This window comes from Iodobacter ciconiae (assembly GCF_003952345.1).
Lineage (GTDB): Bacteria > Pseudomonadota > Gammaproteobacteria > Burkholderiales > Chitinibacteraceae > Iodobacter > Iodobacter ciconiae.
The window spans coordinates 2,983,636-3,007,927 of sequence record NZ_CP034433.1; the positions used below are offsets into that span (position 1 = coordinate 2,983,636).

The 24,292-nt window shown below is 45.6% G+C and carries 23 protein-coding genes and 1 other RNA gene; 9 read left to right on the forward strand and 15 right to left on the reverse strand.

The annotated features are described in order from the left end of the window. Positions 1 to 574: 574 nt before the first annotated feature. The 6 genes from ptsP to ylqF all read right to left on the reverse strand — a co-directional run bounded on the left by ptsP (position 575) and on the right by ylqF (position 5,714). Positions 575 to 3,124: a phosphoenolpyruvate--protein phosphotransferase gene (gene ptsP, locus EJO50_RS13055; RefSeq protein ID WP_125974838.1), complete on the reverse strand. Its 2,550-nt coding sequence runs from the start codon at positions 3,122 to 3,124 to the stop codon at positions 575 to 577. Positions 3,125 to 3,365: 241 nt separating this feature from the next. Then, a complete protein-coding gene (locus EJO50_RS13060) occupies positions 3,366 to 3,968 on the reverse strand; it encodes a 5-formyltetrahydrofolate cyclo-ligase (protein ID WP_164521507.1) in 603 nt (200 codons plus the stop codon). Between the two features lie 18 nt (positions 3,969 to 3,986). Next, a non-coding RNA gene (gene ssrS, locus EJO50_RS13065) (6S RNA) lies at positions 3,987 to 4,163 on the reverse strand. Between the two features lie 23 nt (positions 4,164 to 4,186). After that, positions 4,187 to 4,504, reverse strand: coding sequence for a cell division protein ZapA (locus EJO50_RS13070; protein WP_206434394.1), 318 nt, complete (start codon positions 4,502 to 4,504; stop codon positions 4,187 to 4,189). Beyond that, positions 4,501 to 4,701 (reverse strand): hypothetical protein, encoded by a 201-nt coding sequence (locus EJO50_RS13075; protein WP_125974840.1) that lies wholly within the window; start codon positions 4,699 to 4,701, stop codon positions 4,501 to 4,503. Before EJO50_RS13075 ends, EJO50_RS13070 begins: the two co-directional genes overlap by 4 nt. A 113-nt stretch (positions 4,702 to 4,814) precedes the next feature. Beyond that, entirely contained in the window at positions 4,815 to 5,714 is a 900-nt protein-coding gene (ylqF, locus tag EJO50_RS13080) for a ribosome biogenesis GTPase YlqF (protein ID WP_125974842.1), read from the reverse strand. Positions 5,715 to 6,081: 367 nt separating this feature from the next. Between ylqF and EJO50_RS13085 the strand changes: the two genes are divergently transcribed. Next, complete coding sequence (locus EJO50_RS13085) at positions 6,082 to 6,585, forward strand: TlpA disulfide reductase family protein (RefSeq protein ID WP_164521508.1); 504 nt, start codon at positions 6,082 to 6,084, stop codon at positions 6,583 to 6,585. 103 nt (positions 6,586 to 6,688) lie between these two features. Here EJO50_RS13085 and hemL read toward each other — a convergent pair whose 3' ends face one another. From hemL to EJO50_RS13110, 5 genes are all read right to left on the reverse strand, one after another. After that, positions 6,689 to 7,969 carry a glutamate-1-semialdehyde 2,1-aminomutase gene (gene hemL / locus EJO50_RS13090; protein WP_125974846.1) on the reverse strand — a complete coding sequence of 427 codons (1,281 nt, stop codon included), beginning with the start codon at positions 7,967 to 7,969 and terminating at the stop codon, positions 6,689 to 6,691. A 178-nt stretch (positions 7,970 to 8,147) separates the two neighbouring features. Then, positions 8,148 to 8,609: a CYTH domain-containing protein gene (locus EJO50_RS13095; protein WP_125974847.1), complete on the reverse strand. Its 462-nt coding sequence runs from the start codon at positions 8,607 to 8,609 to the stop codon at positions 8,148 to 8,150. A 21-nt stretch (positions 8,610 to 8,630) separates the two neighbouring features. Next, positions 8,631 to 9,053 (reverse strand): CopD family protein, encoded by a 423-nt coding sequence (locus tag EJO50_RS13100; RefSeq protein ID WP_125974850.1) that lies wholly within the window; start codon positions 9,051 to 9,053, stop codon positions 8,631 to 8,633. A gap of 3 nt (positions 9,054 to 9,056) precedes the next feature. Beyond that, positions 9,057 to 9,788, reverse strand: a complete 732-nt coding sequence (locus EJO50_RS13105) for a M48 family metallopeptidase (RefSeq protein ID WP_233702082.1) — start codon at positions 9,786 to 9,788, stop codon at positions 9,057 to 9,059. A 115-nt stretch (positions 9,789 to 9,903) separates the two neighbouring features. Further along, complete coding sequence (locus EJO50_RS13110; RefSeq protein WP_125974854.1) at positions 9,904 to 10,068, reverse strand: rubredoxin; 165 nt, start codon at positions 10,066 to 10,068, stop codon at positions 9,904 to 9,906. A 59-nt stretch (positions 10,069 to 10,127) separates the two neighbouring features. Between EJO50_RS13110 and thiD the strand changes: the two genes are divergently transcribed. Next, positions 10,128 to 10,973 carry a bifunctional hydroxymethylpyrimidine kinase/phosphomethylpyrimidine kinase gene (thiD, locus tag EJO50_RS13115; RefSeq protein ID WP_125974856.1) on the forward strand — a complete coding sequence of 282 codons (846 nt, stop codon included), beginning with the start codon at positions 10,128 to 10,130 and terminating at the stop codon, positions 10,971 to 10,973. Between the two features lie 16 nt (positions 10,974 to 10,989). Continuing rightward, the gene (locus tag EJO50_RS13120; RefSeq protein WP_125974858.1) at positions 10,990 to 11,946 is read left to right on the forward strand and encodes an AraC family transcriptional regulator; all 957 of its coding nucleotides are present in this window, start codon (positions 10,990 to 10,992) and stop codon (positions 11,944 to 11,946) included. A 60-nt stretch (positions 11,947 to 12,006) separates the two neighbouring features. Here the strand turns inward: EJO50_RS13120 and EJO50_RS13125 are convergent, their stop codons facing one another. Together EJO50_RS13125 and parC are read right to left on the reverse strand one after the other, a co-directional pair. Further along, positions 12,007 to 12,531: a M15 family metallopeptidase gene (locus EJO50_RS13125; RefSeq protein ID WP_233702083.1), complete on the reverse strand. Its 525-nt coding sequence runs from the start codon at positions 12,529 to 12,531 to the stop codon at positions 12,007 to 12,009. A 2-nt stretch (positions 12,532 to 12,533) separates the two neighbouring features. Beyond that, positions 12,534 to 14,900 (reverse strand): DNA topoisomerase IV subunit A, encoded by a 2,367-nt coding sequence (gene parC, locus EJO50_RS13130; protein WP_125974860.1) that lies wholly within the window; start codon positions 14,898 to 14,900, stop codon positions 12,534 to 12,536. Between the two features lie 250 nt (positions 14,901 to 15,150). Here parC and EJO50_RS13135 point away from each other — a divergent pair, with 250 nt between their 5' ends. Then, positions 15,151 to 16,002: a DMT family transporter gene (locus tag EJO50_RS13135; protein WP_125974862.1), complete on the forward strand. Its 852-nt coding sequence runs from the start codon at positions 15,151 to 15,153 to the stop codon at positions 16,000 to 16,002. Positions 16,003 to 16,364: 362 nt separating this feature from the next. On the opposite strand, the gene waaA is transcribed toward EJO50_RS13135, so the two are convergent. Both waaA and waaC read right to left on the reverse strand, forming a co-directional pair. Beyond that, positions 16,365 to 17,633 (reverse strand): lipid IV(A) 3-deoxy-D-manno-octulosonic acid transferase, encoded by a 1,269-nt coding sequence (gene waaA / locus EJO50_RS13140; RefSeq protein WP_125974864.1) that lies wholly within the window; start codon positions 17,631 to 17,633, stop codon positions 16,365 to 16,367. Further along, the gene (gene waaC / locus EJO50_RS13145; protein WP_125974866.1) at positions 17,630 to 18,580 is read right to left on the reverse strand and encodes a lipopolysaccharide heptosyltransferase I; all 951 of its coding nucleotides are present in this window, start codon (positions 18,578 to 18,580) and stop codon (positions 17,630 to 17,632) included. Before waaC ends, waaA begins: the two co-directional genes overlap by 4 nt. Before the next feature lie 310 nt (positions 18,581 to 18,890). Between waaC and cobT the strand changes: the two genes are divergently transcribed. From cobT to EJO50_RS13170, 5 genes are all read left to right on the forward strand, one after another. Then, positions 18,891 to 19,928 carry a nicotinate-nucleotide--dimethylbenzimidazole phosphoribosyltransferase gene (gene cobT / locus EJO50_RS13150; protein WP_125974868.1) on the forward strand — a complete coding sequence of 346 codons (1,038 nt, stop codon included), beginning with the start codon at positions 18,891 to 18,893 and terminating at the stop codon, positions 19,926 to 19,928. Positions 19,929 to 20,190: 262 nt separating this feature from the next. After that, positions 20,191 to 20,805, forward strand: a complete 615-nt coding sequence (locus EJO50_RS13155) for a histidine phosphatase family protein (RefSeq protein WP_125974870.1) — start codon at positions 20,191 to 20,193, stop codon at positions 20,803 to 20,805. Positions 20,806 to 20,983: 178 nt separating this feature from the next. Further along, on the forward strand, positions 20,984 to 21,712 hold the full coding sequence (gene cobS / locus EJO50_RS13160) for an adenosylcobinamide-GDP ribazoletransferase (RefSeq protein ID WP_125974872.1): 729 nt from the start codon (positions 20,984 to 20,986) through the stop codon (positions 21,710 to 21,712). Between the two features lie 70 nt (positions 21,713 to 21,782). Continuing rightward, positions 21,783 to 22,046, forward strand: a complete 264-nt coding sequence (locus EJO50_RS13165; protein WP_125974874.1) for a hypothetical protein — start codon at positions 21,783 to 21,785, stop codon at positions 22,044 to 22,046. 156 nt (positions 22,047 to 22,202) lie between these two features. Continuing rightward, positions 22,203 to 24,197, forward strand: a complete 1,995-nt coding sequence (locus EJO50_RS13170; protein ID WP_125974876.1) for a ribonucleoside triphosphate reductase — start codon at positions 22,203 to 22,205, stop codon at positions 24,195 to 24,197. Positions 24,198 to 24,292 lie beyond the last annotated feature (95 nt).

The following is a 24,292-nucleotide window of genomic DNA, read 5'->3' on the forward strand; positions in this document are numbered from 1 at the left end:
CGGCCAATAACCTAAATAACGGACAACCGCCCTCAAAAGACATCACAGTCCAAATACTGACTTGCTAGGGTTTGTTGACACTTGATTCCCGGCTGCATTGGTGCAGTTTCGGGGTTGAGCCGAAAAACGACCGTTCACTGGTTATGCAGCCTGATAATTGCAGTCAATTACATTTTGCATATTTCACACCAAGCCGTTTTCCGACTTAGTGCAATCGTGAATCAAACGCCAACAGGCCCCGATGATCACTCTAAGAAACTAAGGTGATTCATTGCCTTTTAAATCGGCTCATAAAACAAGCCGAAACTCCCCTGGGGGTGAACACTACCCCCTTCCCAAGACAGTCGCCAGCAAAAAAGGAAAACTATCGCGCATAGTGTTTACATTGTTCAATGGTAATTCTCACGGATAAAATGTAATACCACAACCCATTGAACACTGAACAAACTAGAGCATCAGATATTGATACAGATACCCGATACCTCCGGCTGAAATCAACACTCAAACATAAGCACAAGCACAAAACAAGCTTAAGGCAGATCAACAATAATCTGCCTTAAGCTGGAAAGTACATTTAGTCAGTTAACTGCTGAGCTAATCGAGCACGAACCTCTGCAACGGTCCCCATTTGTAATACTTCGGCAGCCAGTTGCTGACAATCAGCCTTTGACAGTTTACGTACCAGAGCTTTAACAGCCGGAATAGCAGGCACGCTAACTGATAATTCATCTACGCCCATACCGATCAACAATGGAACGGCCGCAGGATCGGAAGCAATACCACCGCAAACACCAACCCATTTTCCATGAGCATGTGCACCTTTCACCGTGTTAGCTATCAGACGTAATACGCCTGGGTGCATTGCATCGGCTTCTTTAGCCAGTTTTGGATGACCGCGATCCATTGCCAAGGTGTATTGAGTTAGATCGTTCGTACCAATTGAGAAGAAATCAACTTCACTGGCAAAAATTTCGGCCATCACCGCAGTTGCAGGCACTTCAACCATAATGCCGACCTGTACTGGAGAAGTAACACCCAGGGCTGCTTTTTCTTCTGCAACGATACGCTTTACTTCACGAACTTCTTCCAGAGAAGTAATCATCGGGAACATAATGGCCAGCTTGGCATGCTCGGCAGAGCGCAAAATGGCACGAATTTGTGTATGCAATAACTCTGGTTCAGCCAGGCATAAACGTACGCCGCGCACACCCAGAAATGGGTTTTCTTCGGCAGACATAGGCAGGTAAGGTAGCGGCTTATCACCACCTACATCCAGAGTACGCACAACAAAGGTACGATCTTTGCCCAGTGACTTGGCAATATCGCTGTAAATCTTATCTTGCTCAGCTTCTGTTGGCGCATTAGTGCGTTCAAGATACAAAAACTCGCTACGCAGCAAACCTACACCTTCACCCCCTAATTTCACTGATTGCTGGGCTTCTTCCAGGCCACCAATATTAGCCACTACCTCAACACAAACCCCATCTGTAGTCGTAGCAGGTTCGAAAGCGGTTTCCAGCTCTTCAGCCTGACGTTTGGCCAGCTTTACCTGACGCTCGCGAATATTGTTAATTTCCTCAACAGAAGGATTTAAACGTAAACAGCCTTTGCTGCCTTCCAGAATTACAGGCGTACCATTAGCCAGTTGCAACGCAATCTCTTCAATCCCGCAAATTGCCGGAATATTCAAAGAGCGGGCCAAAATAGCAACGTGGCTGGTTGCACCCCCGCCAACAGTACAAAAACCCAGTACCTTATTACGATCTAAAGAAGCAGTATCTGAAGGTGTTAAATCTTCAGCGATTAAAATCGCATCATTAGGAACTTCAAGCGCAGCTTCTTTGATGCCTGCAATCAGGCACAATACACGGCGGCCAACATCACGGATATCGTTAGCACGACCAGCCAGAACTTCATTTTTTAGCTTAGCCAGCTTATCTGCATAGCTGGTAAATGCAGCACGCCATGCAAAACCGGCACTCTTTCCCTGATTGATACCTACGCTGACCAAATCCAGTAAATCAGGATCTGATAATAACTCCTGATGGGCCACAAAAATTTCTGCCTTAACCGGGTCAGCAATTTCACCTTTCAATGTTTCCAGTTGCTCAAATGCGTCTTTCAACGCTTTTTCCAGACGATGTTTTTCCAGCTCTGGTGTATCGCCTGTTTCAGCGACATCAATCACTTCCTGTTTAACCTGGAAAATATATCCGACGGCAAGCCCCGGAGAAGCAGAAACGCCCATCAGCATATTTGGATCATTCGATTTTAGAACCGGACGTGCTTGTGGCTTAGGCACATGTTTTGCGGCAACAGCTGTCGCAACACCACCACACTCTTCACCTGAACCGCTGGCAATTAACTCGGCCAGGGCTTTAACTGCCTGAGCCGCATCAGGGCCGGTTGCTTTTACAAAAATCGAATCACCATGCTGTACTTCCAGCCCCATGATTGAAACAACCGATTTGGCATTTGCCTCGTCATCGGCACGAAGCAGCTTTAAATCGGACTTAAATGTTTTAGCTGTATTAGCCAGGACAGCGGCCGGACGAGCATGCAAGCCCGTTGGGTTAGGCACAATAATTGCGCCGGACTGAATTGCGGTATCTGCAGCAGCAACCTGCCCCACGACAGTGGCACCAGCTAAATCCAGAGACAACACAACATCTTGCCCTGCAACGACTGTTTTTTTAGTCGTAGGTATATATTTAACGACTTTATCACCTGTCGTAATGACAATTTGAGTTAGTAAACTGAGCGCTTTTCGGGCAACCAAATCTGCATTGAATTCAATTAAAGGCTGGCCAACTTTCACCTCAGAGCCTTCTGTAGCCTTGATAGTAAAACCCTCACCACGCAACATTACGGTATCCAAACCGATATGAATCAATACTTCAATTCCAGCAGGAGTGGTGATTGTAATCGCATGTTTTGACGAATGCAGCTGAGTTACTTTACCGGCAACGGGGGCAAGCAACAGGTTGGAAATTGGATCAATCGAAACTCCATCACCCACCATTTTTTGTGCAAATACCGGATCTGGAACCGATTCTATTGCAACAACAACACCTGATAACGGTGCAAAAAGATCCAGCCGAGAGGCTTGAGTCGAATTATTCATGGCAACCTCATTATTGGGGGGCAGTACTTTATATGTGTGTAAAGACTCTATGTTGGCTTTAGCGCCAATTGCGACGTAGTTTAGTGTGATATCAAAAAAAATAACTGTGTATTTATTATCTTTATCATGAAGATAATTTGCGTTTTCTCATAAAAATCATATTTTTGCCGTTAAGTTCATTTAATACTTTATTTTCTTTCCGTAAAAGAAAGGGAAGTAAAAGTAAAAACAAGAAATATCATTAAAAAATCGGTCTTTTCCAAACTTTATTTCCAGTTAAAATGTAATCTAGACGTAAATCCCAGATATCTACGGGTAATTGTTCAAAATATTGCATGTCAAATGCAAGGCCAATTAAACGAGGTTTTTTCCAGCTCCTCCGCATTCGTCTAAATTCAAATGTGCAATCATAATAGCCTCCACCCTGACCTAATCGGGCAAGACTTGCATCAAACCCCAGCAAAGGCAAAAACACAATATCCAAATCTCGTGGCGAGCATATTTCACCATCTAAAGGCTCAAGAATATTTTGAGGCCCTAATTTCCAACGGTTTTTTGAATCTAAACGAACAAAACTTAATTTTCTTCCACGTCTGGGTACTTTAGGCACATACACTTCCACATCCCGTACCAATGCACTCAACATCAGCTGCCATGGAGAAAACTCACTGCCAGCGGGAATATACGCAGCAATTTTTAAACCTCTGCGTAATAAACCCAATTGCATTGCCATAGCAACAACAGCGGATTCTGCAGAATGCCTTTCCAGAGGGGAGATCAAAGCGCGAGCGCGACGTATAGCACGCCGCGCTTCGGATTTACCAGATAAACTAATGATATTCACATGAAGTGAAACAATGAAGAGCTTCCCGCGAGTGCCGTCCGACAAGCAATCTTGAACCGAAGGTTCAAGCGGTCACCGACCGGATGCCATCAGGTGCATCCAACGGGGGATGCTCACAACAGGCATTCTCGTGGCAGGCAACCAAAGTAATTATTGGTTCAGAGAGACAAGCCGTAACAAACACCGCAGGAAAGCATTGGTTTACAACAAGCGCAGAGCTAGGAAAACAATTCAGTTTGCTCACCCATCACTGCGTCTATCGTCGAATTCATACCGGTGATTCTACGCTGAATCGCCGCAATGTCAAAACCCCCATCAACACGCGTATGCAAATATTCATAAGTGATATTAAGCGCAGCCATAATGGCAATTTTCTCAAGCCCAATCACTTTGCCAGATGCGCGAATCTCATGCATACGCTGATCTAAAAACTCAACAGCCTGTATGAGTGTTGCTTCTTCCTCATCAGGGCAAGCTACACGAAATTCACGCCCCATGATAGAAACATCGAGCTGCTTAATCCCTGCACCACTCATTCTGTATCCTCCGGCAGCTTAGCTAAAATAGCAGCAACTCTTTCTTTGCTTCCATCTACTTTTGCCAGCAAGCCCTGATTTTGCTGCTGTGTCAGCAATAATTTCTGACGCAAGCCACGATTTTCATCGCGTAACCTACGGCAAAGCAGCGCTAACTGAGCTACTTTGTCTTCAAGATTTAACAGTTCAGCTTCCATCAACGACTTCCATAGGCAGCAAAGCAGGCGAATTCTAAAATACTTTTCAAGAATACGTCGTGCCAATAATGACTCTGTTCATTCAGTAAATTATATGCAATACCCAGTTTCGTTTACAAATCCGGATCTGGCAACTCAACTTCATCATTTGGATCATATACAGGCATTTCAAGAAAATCATCCGGCGTTTCAAGAGTGATACGGCCTAATGTACCGCCGCGAAACTCAGTCAAAATCATGTCTGCCGTTTTTTGCGTATCAATCCGTCCACCTGACAACATAGCGCCACGTTTTTTACCAATCAACTCAAAAAGTGGTTCGGCATCAGCCAGCAGGTCTTTCAATTTATAGCGATCAAGCAATAGCTGCGGATAACGCGCAACCAAAGCCTCAATTGCATAAAGCGCAACATCCACTTCGTCGTAAGCATTACGACCAATCGATCCAGCCATTGCTAGACGATAGCCTGAATCTTCATTTTGGACTTTCGGCCACATCAACCCTGGTGTGTCGTACAAAATCATACCCGCCAGCGTTTCAACCCGCTGCTGCATTTTGGTTACACCGGGAGTATCAGCCACCTTGGCAATTTTGCGCTTAGCCAGATGATTGATCAAAGTAGATTTACCTACGTTTGGAATCCCGACAATCATTGCTCTAAGCGGCTTTTCCTCGCCATCACGATGAGGAGCCAAAGCCTGGCATAACTGTGGAATCAGCTTCGCACCCTGAACCTTATTATCCTCACCCAATAACACCGCTTCTGTGCCTGGCTGAGATTTAAACCACTCAAGCCAAATTTTGTTAAGCCTTGGATCTGCCAAATCTGCTTTATTCAAAACCTTGAGAGCAGGACGCTGCCTTAAACGACGCATCGGCTCAATCATGGGATTGCTACTAGAGAGTGGCAAACGAGCATCAACCACCTCGATCACCAAATCCACCTTGGCCATGGTCTCTGCAACCTGCTTACGGGCAGTGTTCATATGCCCTGGAAACCACTGGATCGCCATCGAACCCTCCATTGAAAGAGGCCATTATACGATGAAAAATCAAACGATCCATCAAATCAACTACTTGCCCTGTGGATAAAAATAAGCGCTGCTGTGGAAAACCTACAAGACAGCAAAACTCAAAAAACTATCTCCAATTTATCCACAGGTCAAACAGATTTCACACCCAGCCTTGTGGATAACTTAAGTGATTGAAAAAACAAAGAAAAATGACTTATCCACAGAAAATATCACCCCTTATTAGTTGTTCTTATATCTTTCTTCTTAAATGAAGTATTAAAAGAAAAAAGATGTAAATAAATTTTCCAACACAAAACGGACAAAAAATATTCTAAAATCGCCTACTTGCATGCCAAGGAAACATCTTATGAAACGTTATCTACCTCGTTTAATTGCTATTGCTACTGTCATAACCATAGCTGGCTACTTGCTTTTTCAAACTCCAAATAAACAAGCACCAGATATACAATTAACCAGTATTCAAGGACAAAACTTAAACCCGTCTGCATTAAAAAACCAAATCGTACTCGTTAATTTCTGGGCAACAAGTTGTACTGGATGTATTAAAGAAATGCCAGAACTTATAAAATTACAAGAAAAATATAAAAATAATAACTATAAAACAATTGCTATTGCCATGGATTATGATAATCCTGAATATATTGCTAACTATGTAAAAGAAAAAAAATTACCTTTTTTTACACAACACGATATAAATGGAAAAGCAGCAAAAGCATTTGGTGATGTAGCTTTAACACCTAGTACATTTTTAATTAATAAAGATAGTAAAATTATTAAAAAATATGTCGGATTAATTAATATTCAAGAAATAGAAATTTTAATCGAAAATGAAATAAAAAAATCCATGTAAAATTTAAATGATCTTTAAAATCAAAGAGATATGATCTTATGCTTGGAATTTTATGTTTAAAAAAAAACGGCCATTTAGGCCGTTTTTTTATTTTATTCATATATTAGCTAATTTCTAAAAATACTAATCTAGCTACCTCAAGTGTGTCTATAATATCTTGATCGGAATGTGCTGCAGAAACAAAACCTGCTTCAAAAGCAGAAGGAGCTAAATATATTCCTTTGTTTAGCATACCATGAAAAAATGAATTAAATTTAGTACGATCAGAATTCATTACATCAGCAAAGGATTGTGGAATATTTTTACTAAAATAAAAACCAAACATACCACCTACACTTTGTGTAGAAAAAATAGTATTTGTTTCTTTAGCTATTTGAATTAAACCATCACATAATTTTTTAGTTTGAATAGATAATTGATTAAAAAAACCATATTCAGAAATAAGTTTTAATGTAGCCAACCCGGCTGCTACAGCAACCGGATTACCAGACAATGTCCCTGCCTGGTAAACCGGACCCAAGGGAGCTAATTTAGCCATAATATCGTTACGACCACCAAAAGCAGCTAGCGGCATACCACCACCCACTACTTTACCAAGACAAGTTAAATCAGGTTTTATCCCATGCAAACCTTGAGTACATTGTAAACCAACTCTAAAACCAGTCATGACTTCATCATAAATTAAAACCGAACCATAATTTTCAGTTAATTTACGCATCGCTTGAACAAATTCAGCGCTGGCTTGTACCATATTCATGTTGCCAGCAATAGGTTCTACAATAATGGCAGCAATTTGTTCCCCTATTTCTGCAAACAATGCTTCTAGAGCAGCAACATCGTTGTAAGGTAGAACTAAGGTATCTGCTGCAACTGACGCTGGAACACCTGCTGATGAAGGATTGCCGAAAGTTAATAAACCAGAACCCGCTTTTACTAATAAACTATCAGCATGACCGTGATAACAACCCTCAAATTTCACTAATTTATCGCGCCCGGTAAAACCGCGGGCAAGGCGAATTGCGCTCATTGTGGCTTCTGTGCCACTTGAAACAAGCCGAACTTGTTCAATAGACGGTAGCATTTTGCAAATTAAATCAGCTAATTCTACTTCTGCGGCCGTTGGTGCACCAAAACTCATACCATTTTTAGCTGCATTAATAACAGCTTCCAGTACATCTGGATGAGTATGACCTAAGATAAGCGGCCCCCAGGAACCTACATAATCAATATAACGCTGATCATCTGCATCCCAGACATAGGCACCAAGACCTTTTTTAAAAAAACGTGGTGTGCCACCAACAGAGCCAAAAGCACGCACTGGCGAATTGACACCACCAGGGATATGCTTTTGTGCTGCAGCAAATAATTGTTGATTTTGATTCATAAGGAAATCCATAATAAAAAAACAATATCATAGCCTTATCAATCCCATGCAGAAACCGTCATTGCTTACTTGTTGCCTGCTGCATGACACAACGTAGTTTTAATTCACTAACTACATCATTATTTAGACAAAAAATAAGCGCCTTTTACAGGGCGCTTATTTTGTATACCTTGGTAAATTACCAGGTTGAATAGCTATGTTCAGAAAGATAACTATTAAAGTATCGTGAATCATTTGATACTTCGGCACCTAACCATGCCGGTTTTATGTAATTTGCATCACTACTGGCTAATTCTAATTCAGCAATAATTAATGGTGAATTTTTGCCATGAAATTCGTCAATCTCCCAAATATGGCCAGCAAAATCGATTAAATGACGTGTTTTATCCAGAGTATTGGGGCATAATTTTAACAATGCTTCTGCATCAGCAACCGGAATTTCATATTCAAACTCCAGACGCTCAATCCCTGCTGTTTTACCTTTTATCGTGATAAACCCTTGATTATCACGTAAGCGAACACGCACTACTCGTTCGGGATCACTAGATAAATAACCTTGTGCAATCCGGCTTGACTGTTGTACTTCACTACGCCAATCATCACCATTTAATAAGAATTTACGTTCAATTTCTATCGCCATTATTTTTCTCTAAAGCTCTTTTTAGAAAGGTTTTACCACAACTAAAATAACGCAGGCTGCTAAAACTAGAACAGGAATCTCGTTAAAAAAACGATACCAGCGGTGGCTGCGTGTATTACGATCAGCTGCAAAATTTTTACAGATTTTCCAGCACCAGCCGTGATAAGCAATTAAAACAGCAACCAGCGTGAGCTTCACATGCATCCAGCGCCAGCCTGCGCCCATATAAAAATCAAAATAAGACCAAAGCCAGATACCAAATATCAACGCCAAAATACCTAAGGGAGTCATAAATCGGATCAGCTTATGCTCCATTAATTTTAAACGTGCAATCGTTTCGTGATCTGTGCTCATGGCATGGTTTACAAATAATCTTGGCAAGTAAAATAAACCCGCAAACCAGCTGGTGATAAAAATAATATGGAGCGCTTTTACCCAGAGCATTTATTATCCTTTTAAATTGGATGGATATTTACGTACTGCGGCATCGTATAAGCCTTGTACTGCTGGGATTCTGGCCTGTAAATCTTGAATGCGTGTTTGATTTGAAGGGTGAGTGGAAAGAAATTCTGCTGGTTGCCCTTTGCTGGCCGCAGCCATTTTTTGCCACAGGCTAACCGCTGCCTGTGGCTTATAACCAGCTCTGGCAGCCAGCTCGAGTCCCATGGTATCGGATTCGGATTCATGCTCGCGGCTATTAGGTAAAAAGTAGCCTACTTGCATTAGCTCATCAGCCATACTCATATAGCCATCATATTTTCCACCAGTGAGCAAAGATAAGCCTTGCATAGCCAATTGCTTGTTATATGCACTACTCATGCGCTCACGGCTGTGCTCTCTTAAAGCGTGGCTAATTTCGTGCCCCATAATTTGAGCAATTTCATCATCAGTAAGATTTAGTTTTTCAATAATGCCGGAATAAAACATAATCTTGCCACCAGCCATGCAATAAGCATTTAGTTCCGGGCTGTTTTCTACATTAACCTCCCATTGCCATTTGCTGGCATCAGGGCGAAATGTACTGGTTTGCGGAATAATGCGATTAGCAATATTGCGAACTCTGGCTGTCATTTGTTTGTTGCTATTGAGCACACCTTTGCTTTTTGCCTTATCTAAAGTCTCCTGATAGGACTGACTGGCCATATTGTTAACTTGTTGCTCGGATAAGAGCATACTCATGTTCTGCTTACGGTTGATCTGGTTTATACCTGATTCCGTAGTGCTAACCTGTTGACAGCCTGGCAGTATGGCGGAAAGAAAAATTACGCTAATCAGTTTTTTCATAACCATCCTTTCAGATTTCCATCATCTCAAAATCATCTTTTCTTGCACCGCAATCCGGGCAAGTCCAGTTTGGAGGAACGTTTTCCCATGCGGTTCCGGCAGCGATACCATCGTTAGGCATACCTTCAGCTTCATCGTAAATAAAGCCACAAATGAGACACATATATTTTTTCATTCGAGTTACCTGTTAAGTAAGATAAAATTTCAATTTTACCTGATTCAGTGAATGTCCCCATGACTACCAGCCCCCCTATTGTGCTTGTATTTGCTGGTAATGATCCATCCGGTGGTGCTGGACTTGCTGCAGATATGCTTGCTTTGTCATCCCTTGGTTGCCATGTGGCACCGGTAATTACCGGCGTCGTTATTCAAGATAGTGCAGGCGAGCAAGATATTTTACTCATTGAAAGTGAGTGGGTGGAAGATCAGGCTCGCTGCATCCTTGAAGATATGAAAGTAGATGCGATTAAAGTAGGCCTGATTGGCAGCATTGAAACCCTGACCGTGATTGCTGAAATTGCATCAGATTATCCAGAAATCCCGCTTATCCTGGATGCTGTATTTTTTTCCAAGCCTGGAGATCATTTAGCTACCGAAGAATTACTTGCAATGACTCGTGAATTATTATTACCACATACCACACTGGTTACGCTTAATAGCATTGAAGCAAGATATTTGGCATCGGATGACCCGGATGATCAGGATGATTTAACTCTGGATGCGGCTGCCAGCCGAATTCTGGATTGTGGTTGCGAATATGTATTGATTACAGGTGCTCATGAAAATACACCTAAGGTCATCAATGCCCTTTATAGCGATATGGGACGCGCCAGTGTAGATACTTGGGATAGGTTGCCTGGTAGTTACTATGGCGCAGGCAGTACGCTTGCAGCAGCATTAACCGGTGCCTTGGCCAATGGTGCCCAGATTGGTGAAGCGGTAAAAGAAGGTCAGGATTACACCTGGCAGACACTGCAGGCGGCTTACCGGCCCGGTATGGGGCAACAGATACCCGATCGATTCTTCTGGGCAAGATCTGCCGAAGATTTAGCAGTTACCCCGCTTGATGAGGTGCTTTAATTGTTTCACGTGAAACATGGATAACTCTCCCTGCCTTCGGTTGGAAAAAGCGATTGATCGCATGGTGCGTGGGCTGGCTGCACCTTTACAATTGGCGGATCTGGCTGATGTCACCCATTACTCGCCCTGGCATTTAGCTCACCGTTTTCAAAGTGAATATGGCGATAGCCCGCAAGCATTTTTATGGCAATTACGCTTAGAAGTCGCTGCTTCACTTTTGCAATGGTCGCCACATTTGCCAATCGGGCAAGTGGCAGATTTGGTTGGCTTTTCATCCCCTGCAACTTTTAGCCGGGCCTTTGGCCGCAGCTTTGGTTTTACGCCCAGTGATTTGCGTGCCGGGCGGGCGGTAGCAATTTGCTGGATTGCTAATAATTTAGGCTCGATGTCCTATCGGCCGGGGTTAACAATTGCAGGCACGGATGCTGATCGGATATGGAGCTGGGATGAGGTTGAAGCCCACATCAATTTGGAAGAATGGCCAGCTGGACGTATGGCTTATCAACGAGCGGTGGGAGATTATGGTTTTCATTTGGAGAAGTTTTTAGAGCGCTTTCAAGAGCAGTGTCAAACGCTTGGAATTAAAGGGGATCGATGGTTTGGCCTGGTCTGGAGTGATCCGGCCACAACACCCGCAGAGCGGCGGCGTTATGATGTGGCCGTACCGATATCCAGTCACTTTAAATTACCTAGATTATTAGGTGAGTATCAGTGCCCGGCAGGGCGTTGGGCTGTGTTCAGGCACGTTGGTGAACGAGCTGATATTGGCCCGCGCTGGCGTGATTTAATGCTGGTATGGCTGCCTTACTCCGGATGGATGCTGGACCCGCAGCGGCCACGGGTGGAGTGCTATTACGATGGTCGTTATGATCTTTGTCTGCCTCTTTTACCGGGCCGCAGTATTCAAGATCGCTTGCCAGAGATTTTGCCTGAACTATTAAAGCTGGTAACGACGGTGGTAAATGATAAATAGAGGGTTTATTGCATTTTTCGTAGAGCGGATATTGTTAAAGCGTATGAGGTTGCACTCATCTTACGCATCATGCCAGCACCAATGCCATGGCTCATAAAGATAGCCGGATGAGTTGCCGCGTGGAAATGACAGGCGAAAACCAAAGTGCGCAGCATTAAGACTTAGCCAGTTAAAAGCCGCGGTATTTTCAAAGGCTTCTTCCACTACAGGGCCGCCGGGCTGGTAAATATCTACAGCGCGGCCGGTGTGGTGCTCGCTACAGCCGGGTGGAGCAAGCACCTGCAAAATTTGCTCAATTTCTTGCCCCTGCATTAACTTCTTTTGTATCAGCTCACATTGACGGCTTGATGCCCGATAGGCCGACGCAATCTGAATATTTATTCCTTCCGCCTGTGCCGCATTTTGCATTGCCAGCCAGCTGATGGCTGCGTCCGGAACGAGCTGCCAGATACGGCCATCACTACTGACAGCTACATCTACCAGCTCGCTGGCTTCTTCAAATAGTTGCAATGGGCGGTGCTCAAGTAAATCGAGCGGAATGCCCAAATCAGCCCAAGCTGCTGCAATTAAAGCTGTCATTGTCATAGTTAAAAACTCGGAAGCTTCAAATTTGAGTTGATTGGTTTGCCTTTTCTTGCTCGTTTTCCTTGATAAGGCGCCATTTCATTCACATTCAGCTTCCATTCCATGGCTTTACCAGCACGGCCTGTGCCATTGATTTGTAGGGTGACACCATCACAAACTGTAATTGCGGAGAGCGTGTCTTTATCATCCAGGGCCATGGTAATGACTCCGCGCCCACCTCCTGCCAGTTGTTTAAACTCGCTAAAGGCAAACAGATGCAATTTGCCCAGTGTGGAGAGGCAAGCAACTTGTGATGTTTCACGTGGAACAAAGGTAGAAACTTTAAGTAGCGTTTCGCCTTCTTCTAGCGTGAGGAAGCTCTTACCGGCTTTTTGACGACTCATTAAGTTTTCAAACAGGCAGTAAAAACCATAGCCACTTGAGTTGGCAATTACTAAGTGCTCTTGTGGTTTTGCAGCCAGTAATTGAATAATTTGTGACTTAGCCGCTAGATCTATCAAGGTCGTTACCGGTACACCATCGCCACGCCCGCCCGGAATCACCGATGCCTGAATAGTGTAAACACGGCCATCGCTGGCAAACATCGCAATCGGATCAATAGAGCGGCACTCAATAAAGGCCAATAGTTTATCGCCATCTTTAAAACTGAGATTTTGCAGATCAAGGCTATGGCCCTGGCGCGCGCGCATCCAGCCTTTTTCAGAGAGAATAATTGTGACTGGCTCATCCACCACTGTGACTTCCAGCGAAGCCCGTTCTGCTTCTACAATCAACGTTCTGCGCGGGTCGGAAAATTTCTTTTTATCTGCTTCAATTTCTTTGATGATCAGTTTTTGCATTACATCAGGATTAGCTAAAAGATGTTCAAGCTCGGCTTTTTCTTTTGCCAGATCAGCCAGTTCCTGCTCAAGCTTAATGCCTTCCAAGCGCGCTAACTGGCGCAAGCGGATTTCTAAAATATCTTCGGCCTGGCGATCGCTTAAGTTAAACGCCTCAATCAAAGCCGCTTTGGGCTCGTCGCTATGACGAATAATACGGATCACTTCATCGATATTTAAGAAGACAATTAAGCGGCCTTCCAGAATATGCATGCGATCATTCACCTGCCCCAGGCGATGCTCGGTGCGGCGGGTAACAGTATCAAAGCGGAAAGAAATCCACTCGGCAATCACTTGCTGTAGTGATTTTTGTCCAGGGCGGCCATCACGGCCAATGGTTACCATATTGATGGATAAACCACTTTCCAGCGCCGTGTGTGCCAGCAGCAGCTTCATCATATCGTCAGGATTTTGCCTTGATGATTTTGGCTCAATCACCAGGCGAACAGCGTTTTCCTTGCCTGATTCATCCCTCACCCTATCGATTAAAGACAGGATGAGTTGCTTGGTTTGAATCTGTTCCTGGGTCAGGGCTTTCTTGCCCTTTTTGATTTTTGGATTACTTAAATCTTCAATCTCTTCCAGCACTTTTTGCGTGGAAGTGCCGTGTGGCAATTCATTAATGACAATCTGCCACTGGCCACGGGCCAAGTCTTCTTTGGTCCAACGGGCGCGAACCTTTAAGCTGCCACGGCCATTTTCATAGGCGGTCACAATATCTTTGCGTGGCGAGATAATCTGCCCGCCACCGGGTAAATCCGGCCCCTGGATATAAGTAAGCAAATCGCTGGTGGTCAGTGTGGGCTTTTTGATCAGCGCTATTGCAGCATCAGCCACTTCGCCCAGATTATGTGCGGGGATTTCTGTTGCCATCCCTACCGCAATCCCCGATGCGCCATTAAGCAACAACATAGGCAAGCGTGCAGGCAGCAATGAAGGCTCTTGAAATGCGCCATCGTAATTGGGCACAAAATCAGTCGTGCCTTTATCCAGCTCGCTCAGTAATAGCTCAGCAATCGGTGTGAGGCGTGCTTCGGTGTATCGCATTGCTGCTGCGCCATCGCCATCACGGCTGCCAAAATTACCCTGGCCATCGATTAGCGGGTAGCGCAGTGAAAAATCCTGAGCAATACGTACCAGTGCGTCATACGCAGATTGATCGCCGTGTGGGTGGTACTTACCCATTACATCGCCGACAATACGTGCCGATTTAATCGGCTTGGCATTAGCAACCAGGCCAAGGCCGTGCATGGTGTAAAGAATGCGGCGTTGTACCGGTTTTTGTCCGTCTTCTACTTGCGGTAAGGCGCGGCTTTTAATCACGCTCATTGCGTATTCGAGGTAGCTTTTTTCTGCGTACAAGCCTAGCTGTACGGATTCGGCATCGTCCGGAGTAGCAGAGATCTGCGCTTCAACAAAACGGCGCGGGCCTTGATCTGCGATGCTTTCCAACTCGTCGGCATCATTAGGTTCTATTTCGTGGGCAGTCATGGTTTCACGTGGAACATTTGAGGATGGGATTGTAGCTAATTATGTAGCCAGCGCACTGCATGCAAAATGTCACAATGTCCTTGCATCTGGATGAAGAACAGCTGGGGTATCTGCTTTTAGTATGAATGGACTTGCATTGAAGGCAAGATAGTATGCCTAGATACTCGCCCGAATCTACTCACTTTTTATGTCCTGTGTTGTTTCTGTTGAAATTGCCATAGGTACAACGTGGAAAAAATAAGAATAATCCATGCAAAAAATAGCATATTTAATATTGGTTTTGCTTTGGTCTACCACGCCTTTAGCAATTAATTGGAGCGTACAAGGTGTTCCCTACTCTGCTGCACTCGCCTCCCGTTTTGGGCTGGCTGCTGCCTTAGCACTGCTTGTGCTGATTGTTTGCAAACAAAAAATACCTGCAAGCAGCTGGCCTGCCAGTGCTTGTGCCGGGTTTGCTACATCTTTAGCCATGTTCTGTGTTTACTGGGCGTCACAAACCGTATCGTCAGGCTTAGTGGCAGTATTGTTTGGTTTGATTCCTCTGGCAACAGCTGGTTTTTCGTGGTTATGGTTGGGTTTAAAATTAAATCGCTTTGAAATGCTGGCGATAGTGATAGGTATCACAGGTTTGCTGATCATTTTTGCTGAAAAATTAAACTCGGCTGGCATACTGGGCGTGCCGGTAGTGCTGCTGGCTGTACTGATACAGGCTGCTGCTGCAGTAAAACTTAAAAAGCTAGCCGCCAGGCAATCTCCGCTGGCTGTAAATGCAGGGGCATTAAGCATTGCAACTGTAGTGCTGGGCATGGTGTGTGTATGGCAAACCGATGTCACAAATTTAACTTTTCCAGTACAAAGTTTAGTTGCAATCAGTTATCTGGCTGTATTTGGTTCGGTTCTGGGGTTTAGCCTGTATTACTGGCTAATCAGGGAATGCAGGCCGATCAGTGTGTCATTTATCTCCCTTATTACGCCTGCGATGGCTTTATGGATGGGATACAGCCTGAATGGCGAAGAAGTTTCGGGATCTTTGATCTGGGGAACGGCGTGTATTTTGCTTGGGCTGGTGGTGCATTTGCTGGCGCAGCGAGGGAGGGGGTGAATTTTTAATTAAGGTGAAGTACACCTTTTTTAATAGTGCCTTCGGCAGGTTGATTTAGGTGCGGGCGTCCCGCTGGACCTTCCTTTTTTGTGTGGCCAAGAAACGAAGCCAAGCCACAAACTCAAAGCACGAAGGCCCTTTCGCTGCGGACAATCGAGTCGGCGGCGGGCGGGATTGGCTCGCTGCCTTGCCCCGCTTGTTCCTCGCTCCGGCGTGTTTCAAGGGGAGATTTAAGCCCCGTGCTACGAGCTGCGATATGAATCCTTATTGCTGGGTGTTTAAAACACTCAAAACCTACAAAAAAATTAATTCTAGCCTTGTTTTTCTCCGTGAAAGCCCATGTTCTCTGTACCCTTTGTGGTTCAAGATCGGGGTTTTTTTGCTGCAGGAGGCAAATAAGAAAGCAATTTCTGGGTAGCGCCCCGATGTGCGCTGGCGAAGGTTTTGCCTGCTTGCCCCATGACTTTGCGCTCTTCGGCATGGGCTAATAAATACATGGCTTGTTGGATGATGGCGTGGATGTCTTCGCCCTGCCATGCCGCATGGCAGGTGATGGCTTCTATAGCAGCCTGGCTAAAATTATAGGTAGATGGTCCCAGTAATACAGGCGTGCCCAAGGCGCAGGCTTCAATCAGGTTCTGGCTGCCAAAGGGCAGGATGGAGCCGCCGATAATGGCCAGATCACTGGCGGTGTAGTAGCGGATCATTTCCCCCATCGAGTCCCCTAGTAAAACTTGTACTTCTTTGCTTAGCGGGCTTTCATCCCAAGTGCTGCGTTTTAATACCTTTAAACTACGATGCTCTAAAAGCGTGGCGACTTCATCGAAGCGCTGCGGATGGCGTGGCACCAGAATTAATAGCAGTGATTCTGGCCAGTTTGCCAGAGCATCAAGCAGCAACGCTTCTTCGCCATCGCGGCTGGATGCAAACAGCAGTACATTGCGGGATCCAAAGTTGTAACGCCAGCTTAGCCCATGGGCGATGGCGTTTTCATCGGGCAGATTATCAAATTTGATATTGCCAACAATATGCGTGTTGCTGCTGCCTAATTGCTTTAAGCGGGTGGCATCCATTTCACTTTGAGCCAATACACCGGCAAGACGGGCTACGGCGGGTTTGATTAAAGAGCCGATTTTTAAATAACCCTTGAGTGATTTCTCAGATAAACGTGCATTGGCTAAAAACAAGGGCATGTTGCGATCGGCGCAGCCATGAATCAGATTGGGCCAGATTTCAGTTTCCATCAGCACGCCAAAGCCAGGCCGAAAATGCTCTAAAAAGCGCCCTACCGCGCCGGGATAGTCGTAAGGCAGATAGACAATTTCGGCAAACTCAGCAAACAACTCTTGTGCAGTAGCGCGGCCGGTTGGCGTCATGCAGCTGATTAAAAAACGGTGCTGCGGATAGGCAGTTTTAAGTGCTGTAATTAAGGGCGCTGTCGCACGGGTTTCGCCTACCGATACTGCGTGCAGCCAGATTAATGGCCCATTATTTGGTGTGCTGGCATAAAAGCCCAGCCGCTCACGCCAGTGCTGACGATAAGTAGACTGGCGTTTGGAGCGCTTGAGCAGATACAAAAAGATAAGAGGGAAAGCGCAGCAGAGCAGAGCGTGATAAAGCCAGCGGCTCATTTTATGCCATCCAGCGTGGCTTGCCAGACTGATTCAAGGCTGGGTGGTGCGCCGTTGTTGCCTAAATTAACGGCATAGCTGCTGGCCAGTACGCCGGTGAGCTGTGGATCGGATGCGCAAAAAATAGCGATTACAGGCACAGCCACTGCAGCGGCAAGATGAGCAAGACCGGTGTCAACACCAACCACAACCTGGCTGGCTGCAAGTAGTGAAGCAGCTTCTTTTAGGCTCATCTGTGGTGGGCAGACCGCATGTGGGATCGCAGCCGCCAGGCGCTGACTGCGCTCTTGTTCCAGAGTGCTGCCCCAGGGTAATACGCTGCAAATACCTATGGCATCCAGGCGTTTGCCAAGAGTTATCCAGTTGTCTTCTGCCCATTCTTTGTCGCTACGGCTGGTTGCGGAAAGTAATACGGCATAGGCCTGGCCTGGCCGCCAAGGCAGATCAAGCTGAGGGATATTCAATCCATAATTGATATTGTCATCAATTTCATAATTAAATGCCTGAGCACTTAGCTGGCGATTTCTAATAATGGCGTGCTGGTGACGTGATACCGGATATTTGTGCTGATACGCCAGGCTGGCTAAGCCTTCCCTTGCCGATACTCTGTCGTAGCCACTAATTGGGCCAAGGGCTTGTTTAGCAACAAAGGCGCTTTTAATTAAGCCTTGCGAATCAAGAATTAAATCATATTGGCAGTGACGTAATTGACGGCGAAAGTTTAAAAATTCTGCTCTGGATTTAAGCGGTGCCTTACGCCAGCGTCGTAATGCAGTTGGAATAACTGTACGCACTGCAGGGTGTAAAGCAGGCAAGGCAGCAAAGCCCTCTTCTACCACCCAATCGATGGCAATATCGGGCCTGTGCCTGGCTAAATCGCTAAGAGCAGGAAAATGATGGATGACGTCTCCCATCGAGGAGAGACGAATAATGAGGGTCTGAAACATGGCAGCATTCTACCCGCAGTTGCTTTATAAGGACTACATCAGTAGAGGCGCATTGTTAATGGTGAATAAAATGTATGGCCATATTGGTGGTAACTTGGCGCTTAATCATTTGGCACATGCGTGCCGGTAAGGCATGTGGGATTTTAATGGCTCTGCTTGTTATCTAACAAGGCCATGTAGTTGAGCATCCGTAGCGCAACAGGTTTGAATAAAATGATGTATTCATGTTTTAAGTCATCTGTCCTTTACTATTTGCTTGCATGATTAATGTGCATCGTCTACGGTGCATTCTTTTTATCTGGGCATTGTTATGTCTGTTATAAATCAAGCGCTTGCCACCGCAGCGCGCCTTCATCAGGGCCAATTAACCAAGCCACAGGGCAGCTTAGGCAAGCTTGAAGAGCTGGCCATTTGGTTCGCTGCACGTTCAAACTCGGCTGTGCCCGCTCGCCTATTACCTGCAGTTGTTGTTTTCGCTGCAGATCATGGGGTAGCCGCTGAAAGTGTTTCGGCCTTTCCTGCTGAAGTGACTGGTCAGATGGTGGCTAATTTTGTAGCAGGTGGTGCTGCAATCAATGTTCTGGCGCGTGAAGCAGGAGCAAGCCTGTCTGTTGCCGATGTTGGTGTGGCCAGCAGCTATACCGTTACCGAAAGTGGTAATGCAGTGTTATTCAGAGTACCCGTACGTGCTGGTACAGCTAATTTGCGTATTGAACCTGCAATGAGCGAGCAAGAATGTAATCAAGCTTGGACTATTGGGTTGGATCGTGTGCAAGAAGCTCTGGCAGGTGGCAAATCATTATTAATTGGCGGCGAAATGGGTATAGGCAATACCACTGCCGCTGCCGCGCTGATTTGTGCACTAACTCATATTGAGCCGGAAAAAATTGTTGGTCTGGGTACAGGTATTACAGCTCAGAGTCGTGAGCATAAAGTTCAGGTTGTAAAAGATGCTCTAGCTCGTGCTCGTGCTGCCGGTGCAGTTAGTGCTAAAGACTGGTTAGTGCAGGTTGGTGGTTTGGAAATTGCGGCATTGGCCGGCTTTTATACGGGAGCTGCCGAAGCGGGTATTCCGGTTTTGCTGGATGGTTTTATTACAACTGCCGCTGCGCTGGTGGCAGTAAAAAATAAACCCGAGGTCGCCGATTGGTTGCTGGCTAGCCATTGTTCTGATGAAAAGGGCCATGGTCATGCACTAGCTGCTTTGCAGCTTGAGCCTATCTTGCAACTTGGTCTGCGTTTAGGCGAAGCCAGCGGTGCAGCGCTCACCCTGCCCCTTATCCAGAGTGCCCTTGCTTTGCACCGCGATATGGCAACGTTTTCATCGGCAGGGATTGCAACAAAGTAAATTTTCTTCTTTCGATAGAAGTAATGATCCATATCAAAACCTAAATCTTGAAATACGGAGGCCACAGATAATACGGATAAAACCTTGCTATGTTTTTCTCTATGGCCCTCCGTGTTCTCCTTTTTCTCTGTGGTTTAAGATTTGGGTTTTATGCTGGAATAGAGTTTTTGCTACTACTTAACTTTTATGCTGTTTTTTGTGTGTTTAGTGTTCTTGTGTATCTCTGTGTTTACAGACTTTTTTCAGCCTTCGGTATTAAATCATGAGTAGTTTTCGTCTTACGCTTTTGCGGCATGGCGCAACCATTGCTCCAGCGGGGATATTAACTGGCCATACGGATCTGCCCTTGTCGGCCCTGGGTGAGCAGCAAATGGCTGGTCGAAATAATTACTTTTCCCGTTTCCCTCCAAGCAGTATTGCCAGCTCTGATCTATGCCGCTGTGCAGGTTTTGCCCGGCAATTGGCGGGAAAGGCAGGACTGGATTGCCATATAGATAGTAAGCTGCGTGAAATGAATTTTGGCGAGTTAGATGGCTTAGCTAAGGCTCAATGGAGTGAAGCACAGCAAGCTGCCTGGGCGCTTTGGTCACAAAATCCTGAGGCAAATACGGGAGCGGATATTGAAAGCTGGGTGAGTTTTTCTGCCCGGGTAAATGCTGCTTTTCGTGCCTGGCTACAAGTTAGCCATGGGAATCACCGGGTGATGATTACCCACGGTGGCGTAGCTAAGGCCTTATTACTCAATTGGCTGGGCTTGCCTGCCGTACGGCATAATCAATTTTGGCTGGCGCACGCGGGGATGATTACGCTTTATTGGGATGATGAGTACCTGCCTATTTTGCAGGGGATTGATAATGAAGTTCTGTTGGGTGCGTGAGCAATTGGAATAGGCGTGCGAACAAAACCCAAATACTGAACTACTTAGGTTCCTGAGAACACGGAGTTTCACAGAGAAAACCAAGATAAATGATCCGTTTTTTCATGCCTTATGTGTTTTTTGTGGGTATTTGCTTTGTTTTTAGCGCACCTGGGTCATTACGAAATAGGAATAAAGAATGAAATTTGACTGGCGCGAGCCTGTGTTGGCGGTGCAGTTTTTGACTCGTTTGCCTACGCCGCAGATTCGTCATTTTGAGCCTGCTTTACTTGCAGCTGCCGCGCCGTGGTTTCCTCTGGTAGGCCTATTGATTGGTGTTTTTTTAAGCACGGTGGTATTTCTTGCTGCCAAAGCAGACCCCTGGCTGGCGGCTTTGGCGGGGTTTTTGCTCTGGACGTGGATTACTGGTGGGCTGCATTTAGATGGCCTTGCCGATATGTCGGATGGCTTAGGCGCTGCGCATCGTGATCCGGAACGCTTTTTGGCGGTGCTGAAAGACCCGCATCTGGGGAGCTTTGGTGTGTTGGCGCTGATTTGCCAGTCTGCCGCCAAGCTGGTGCTCTTAATGCTGCTGGCAAAACAGCAAGAATGGCTGGCGCTTTTGCTGATCCCCGCATGGGCGCGCTTTGGTGTTTTGTACTGGAGCCGATTACCCCCTTTAGCTTCTGGTATGGCTGAGCAATTTGCCTGGCAAAAAACCAGCGTGTCACTGTATATTCTTTTGATTTTACTGCTGCTGATGTCTTATTTTATTGCCCCTGCATTATTGACGGCTCCCTTGTTAATCTGGGCTTATGCCAAGTGGTTAATGCATAAATTGGGCGGAATGACAGGAGATTGCCTGGGGGCGGGGATAGAAATAACTGAAACTGGGCTGTTATTTTGCATGCTTGTTTTGCTCATATAGGGCGCGCAAGAAAAACGACTCGCACACCTTATGAAAAAAACGCTGATTCTGGTGTTTATAGGAATGGTTTATGAAAATTATCCGCAATATTGAAGTTTGGGAAAAAGGTATGGATGGCGGTTTTGCAGGGCATTTGGCGATTACCGAAACCATTAGCGTTGAGTTTCTGTTTAGCTTATTTCGCAATGAACAAGATCAGCCTGATCCTGAAATGAAGCTCTCTTATATGCTGGATGCTGCCCGTATTGCCCTGCTGCAACCCTATGTGGCCGAGTTGATGAATTTGACGAAATATGATTATATTCTGACCGCCCACGGTCAGCCTGATTATTAAAATTGCTGTCTAAAGCAGGCATTCTGTTCGCTTTGCAAACTTGTGTCGAAAGTATTTGACTCTGATCAAATACACTATATATAGCTAAGCATTCGGATATTAAACACCATATATTGTGGTCTGTAAAAACATTCTACCCTGATCCAGGTGGGAAAAATGACCATATACCCGCAATATGTGTTAAAACGTGATGGCCGCATCGCGGCGTTTGATGTTGATAAAATTCGCCTTGCGCTGCTAAATGCCAGCCGCGTAACTGGTGAGTTTGATGAGGCAGAAGCAATACGCTTAAGCGAGCTGGTTAGCAGTCGCCTGCAAGGGGATCTCACCCCTTCCATTGAGCAGATTCAGGACCAGGTTGAAGAAACCCTGCTGCAATATCATTATTTAAAAACCGTTCGTGCTTATATTGCTTATCGCAGCCAGCATGCGCGTTTGCGCTCGGATGTGCGAACGGTAGTGGATGTTGAATCATCGATTAATGAATATTTGGATCAATCAGACTGGCGGGTGAATGCCAATGCCAATCAGGGCTGGAGCCTGGGTGGGCTGATTTTAAATACCAGCGGCAAAATGATTGCCAATTACTGGTTAAACCATGTTTATCCGCCTGCTATTGGTGAGGCACATCGCTCTGGTGCGATGCATATTCATGACCTGGATATGCTGTCTGGCTATTGTGCAGGCTGGTCTTTGCGCCGCCTTTTGCAAGAAGGTTTTAATGGCGTGCCGGGTAAGGTAGAAGCCAAGCCACCCAAGCATTTTTCTGCAGCTATCGGGCAAATTGTTAATTTTTTAGGCACTTTGCAAAATGAATGGGCGGGTGCGCAGGCATTTAGCTCGTTTGATACCTATATGGCGGCATTTGTTCGTGCAGATAATTTGCAATATACACAGGTAAAGCAGTATATCCAGGAGCTGATTTACAATTTGAATGTGCCTAGCCGCTGGGGCACACAAACGCCATTTACAAATCTGACTTTTGACTGGATTTGCCCGGAAGACCTGCGCGAACAGATTCCCTATGTAGGTGGCAGGGAAATGCCATTTAATTATGGTGAATTGCAGGCCGAAATGGATATGATTAATCGTGCCTATATCGAAGTGATGATGGAGGGCGATGCACTGGGCCGTGTATTTACTTTCCCGATTCCCACTTACAATATCACCAAAGATTTTGCCTGGGATCACCCCAATACTGATTTGTTATTTGAAATGACGGCCAAATACGGCCTGCCCTATTTCCAGAATTTTTTAAATTCAGATTTAGAGCCGCATATGGTACGTTCAATGTGCTGCCGCTTGCAGCTTGATCTGCGTGAATTATTAAAGCGCGGTAATGGCTTATTCGGCTCGGCAGAGCAGACCGGCTCGCTGGGCGTGGTGACCATTAATTGCGCGCGGATTGGTTATGAATTCAAAGGTAATGAAGCGGGTTTGTTGTCACGAATTGATACGCTAATGGAGCTGGCCAAACAATCTTTGGAAATTAAACGCAAATTAATCGGCCGCTTAATTGATGGTGGTCTTTATCCTTATACCAAGCGCTATCTGGGCACGCTGCGCAATCATTTTAGTACGCTGGGGGTAAATGGTATTAACGAGATGATTCGCAATTTTAGTGATGATCAGCATGATATCAGCTCTGACGCGGGCTATGCCTTGGCAATTCGCCTGCTGGATCATATCCGCGCCAAAATGAGCGAGTTTCAGGAAGAAACCGGCCATCTTTATAATCTGGAAGCCACGCCAGCCGAAGGCACGACTTATCGTTTTGCTAAAGAAGATAAAAAGGCTTATCCCGATATTTTGCAGGCCGGTACGATAGATCAGCCTTTTTATACTAATTCCAGCCAGCTGCCGGTTGGTTTCACTGATGATCCGTTTGAGGCCTTGGGCCGTCAGCAGGAATTACAGCGTAAATACACCGGTGGCACTGTCTTGCATCTGTATATGAACGAGGCGATTTCCAGCCCTGTGGCGTGTAAAGCATTGGTGAAAAAAGCACTGACAAATTATCGCCTGCCCTATATCACCATCACGCCCACTTTTTCTATCTGCCCGAAGCATGGCTACCTGAGCGGCCACCATGAGTTTTGCCCGAAGTGCGATGGCGAGCTACTGGCGAAGAAATGCTGTGCTACAAATTAAAGGCTGAAAATTGTATAGATACGGAAGATAAGAAAGTATGCAGAGTAAGGTAAGGAGACTTCAGGGTTTTTGCAGCTATCTGGCTTGCAGCCTGG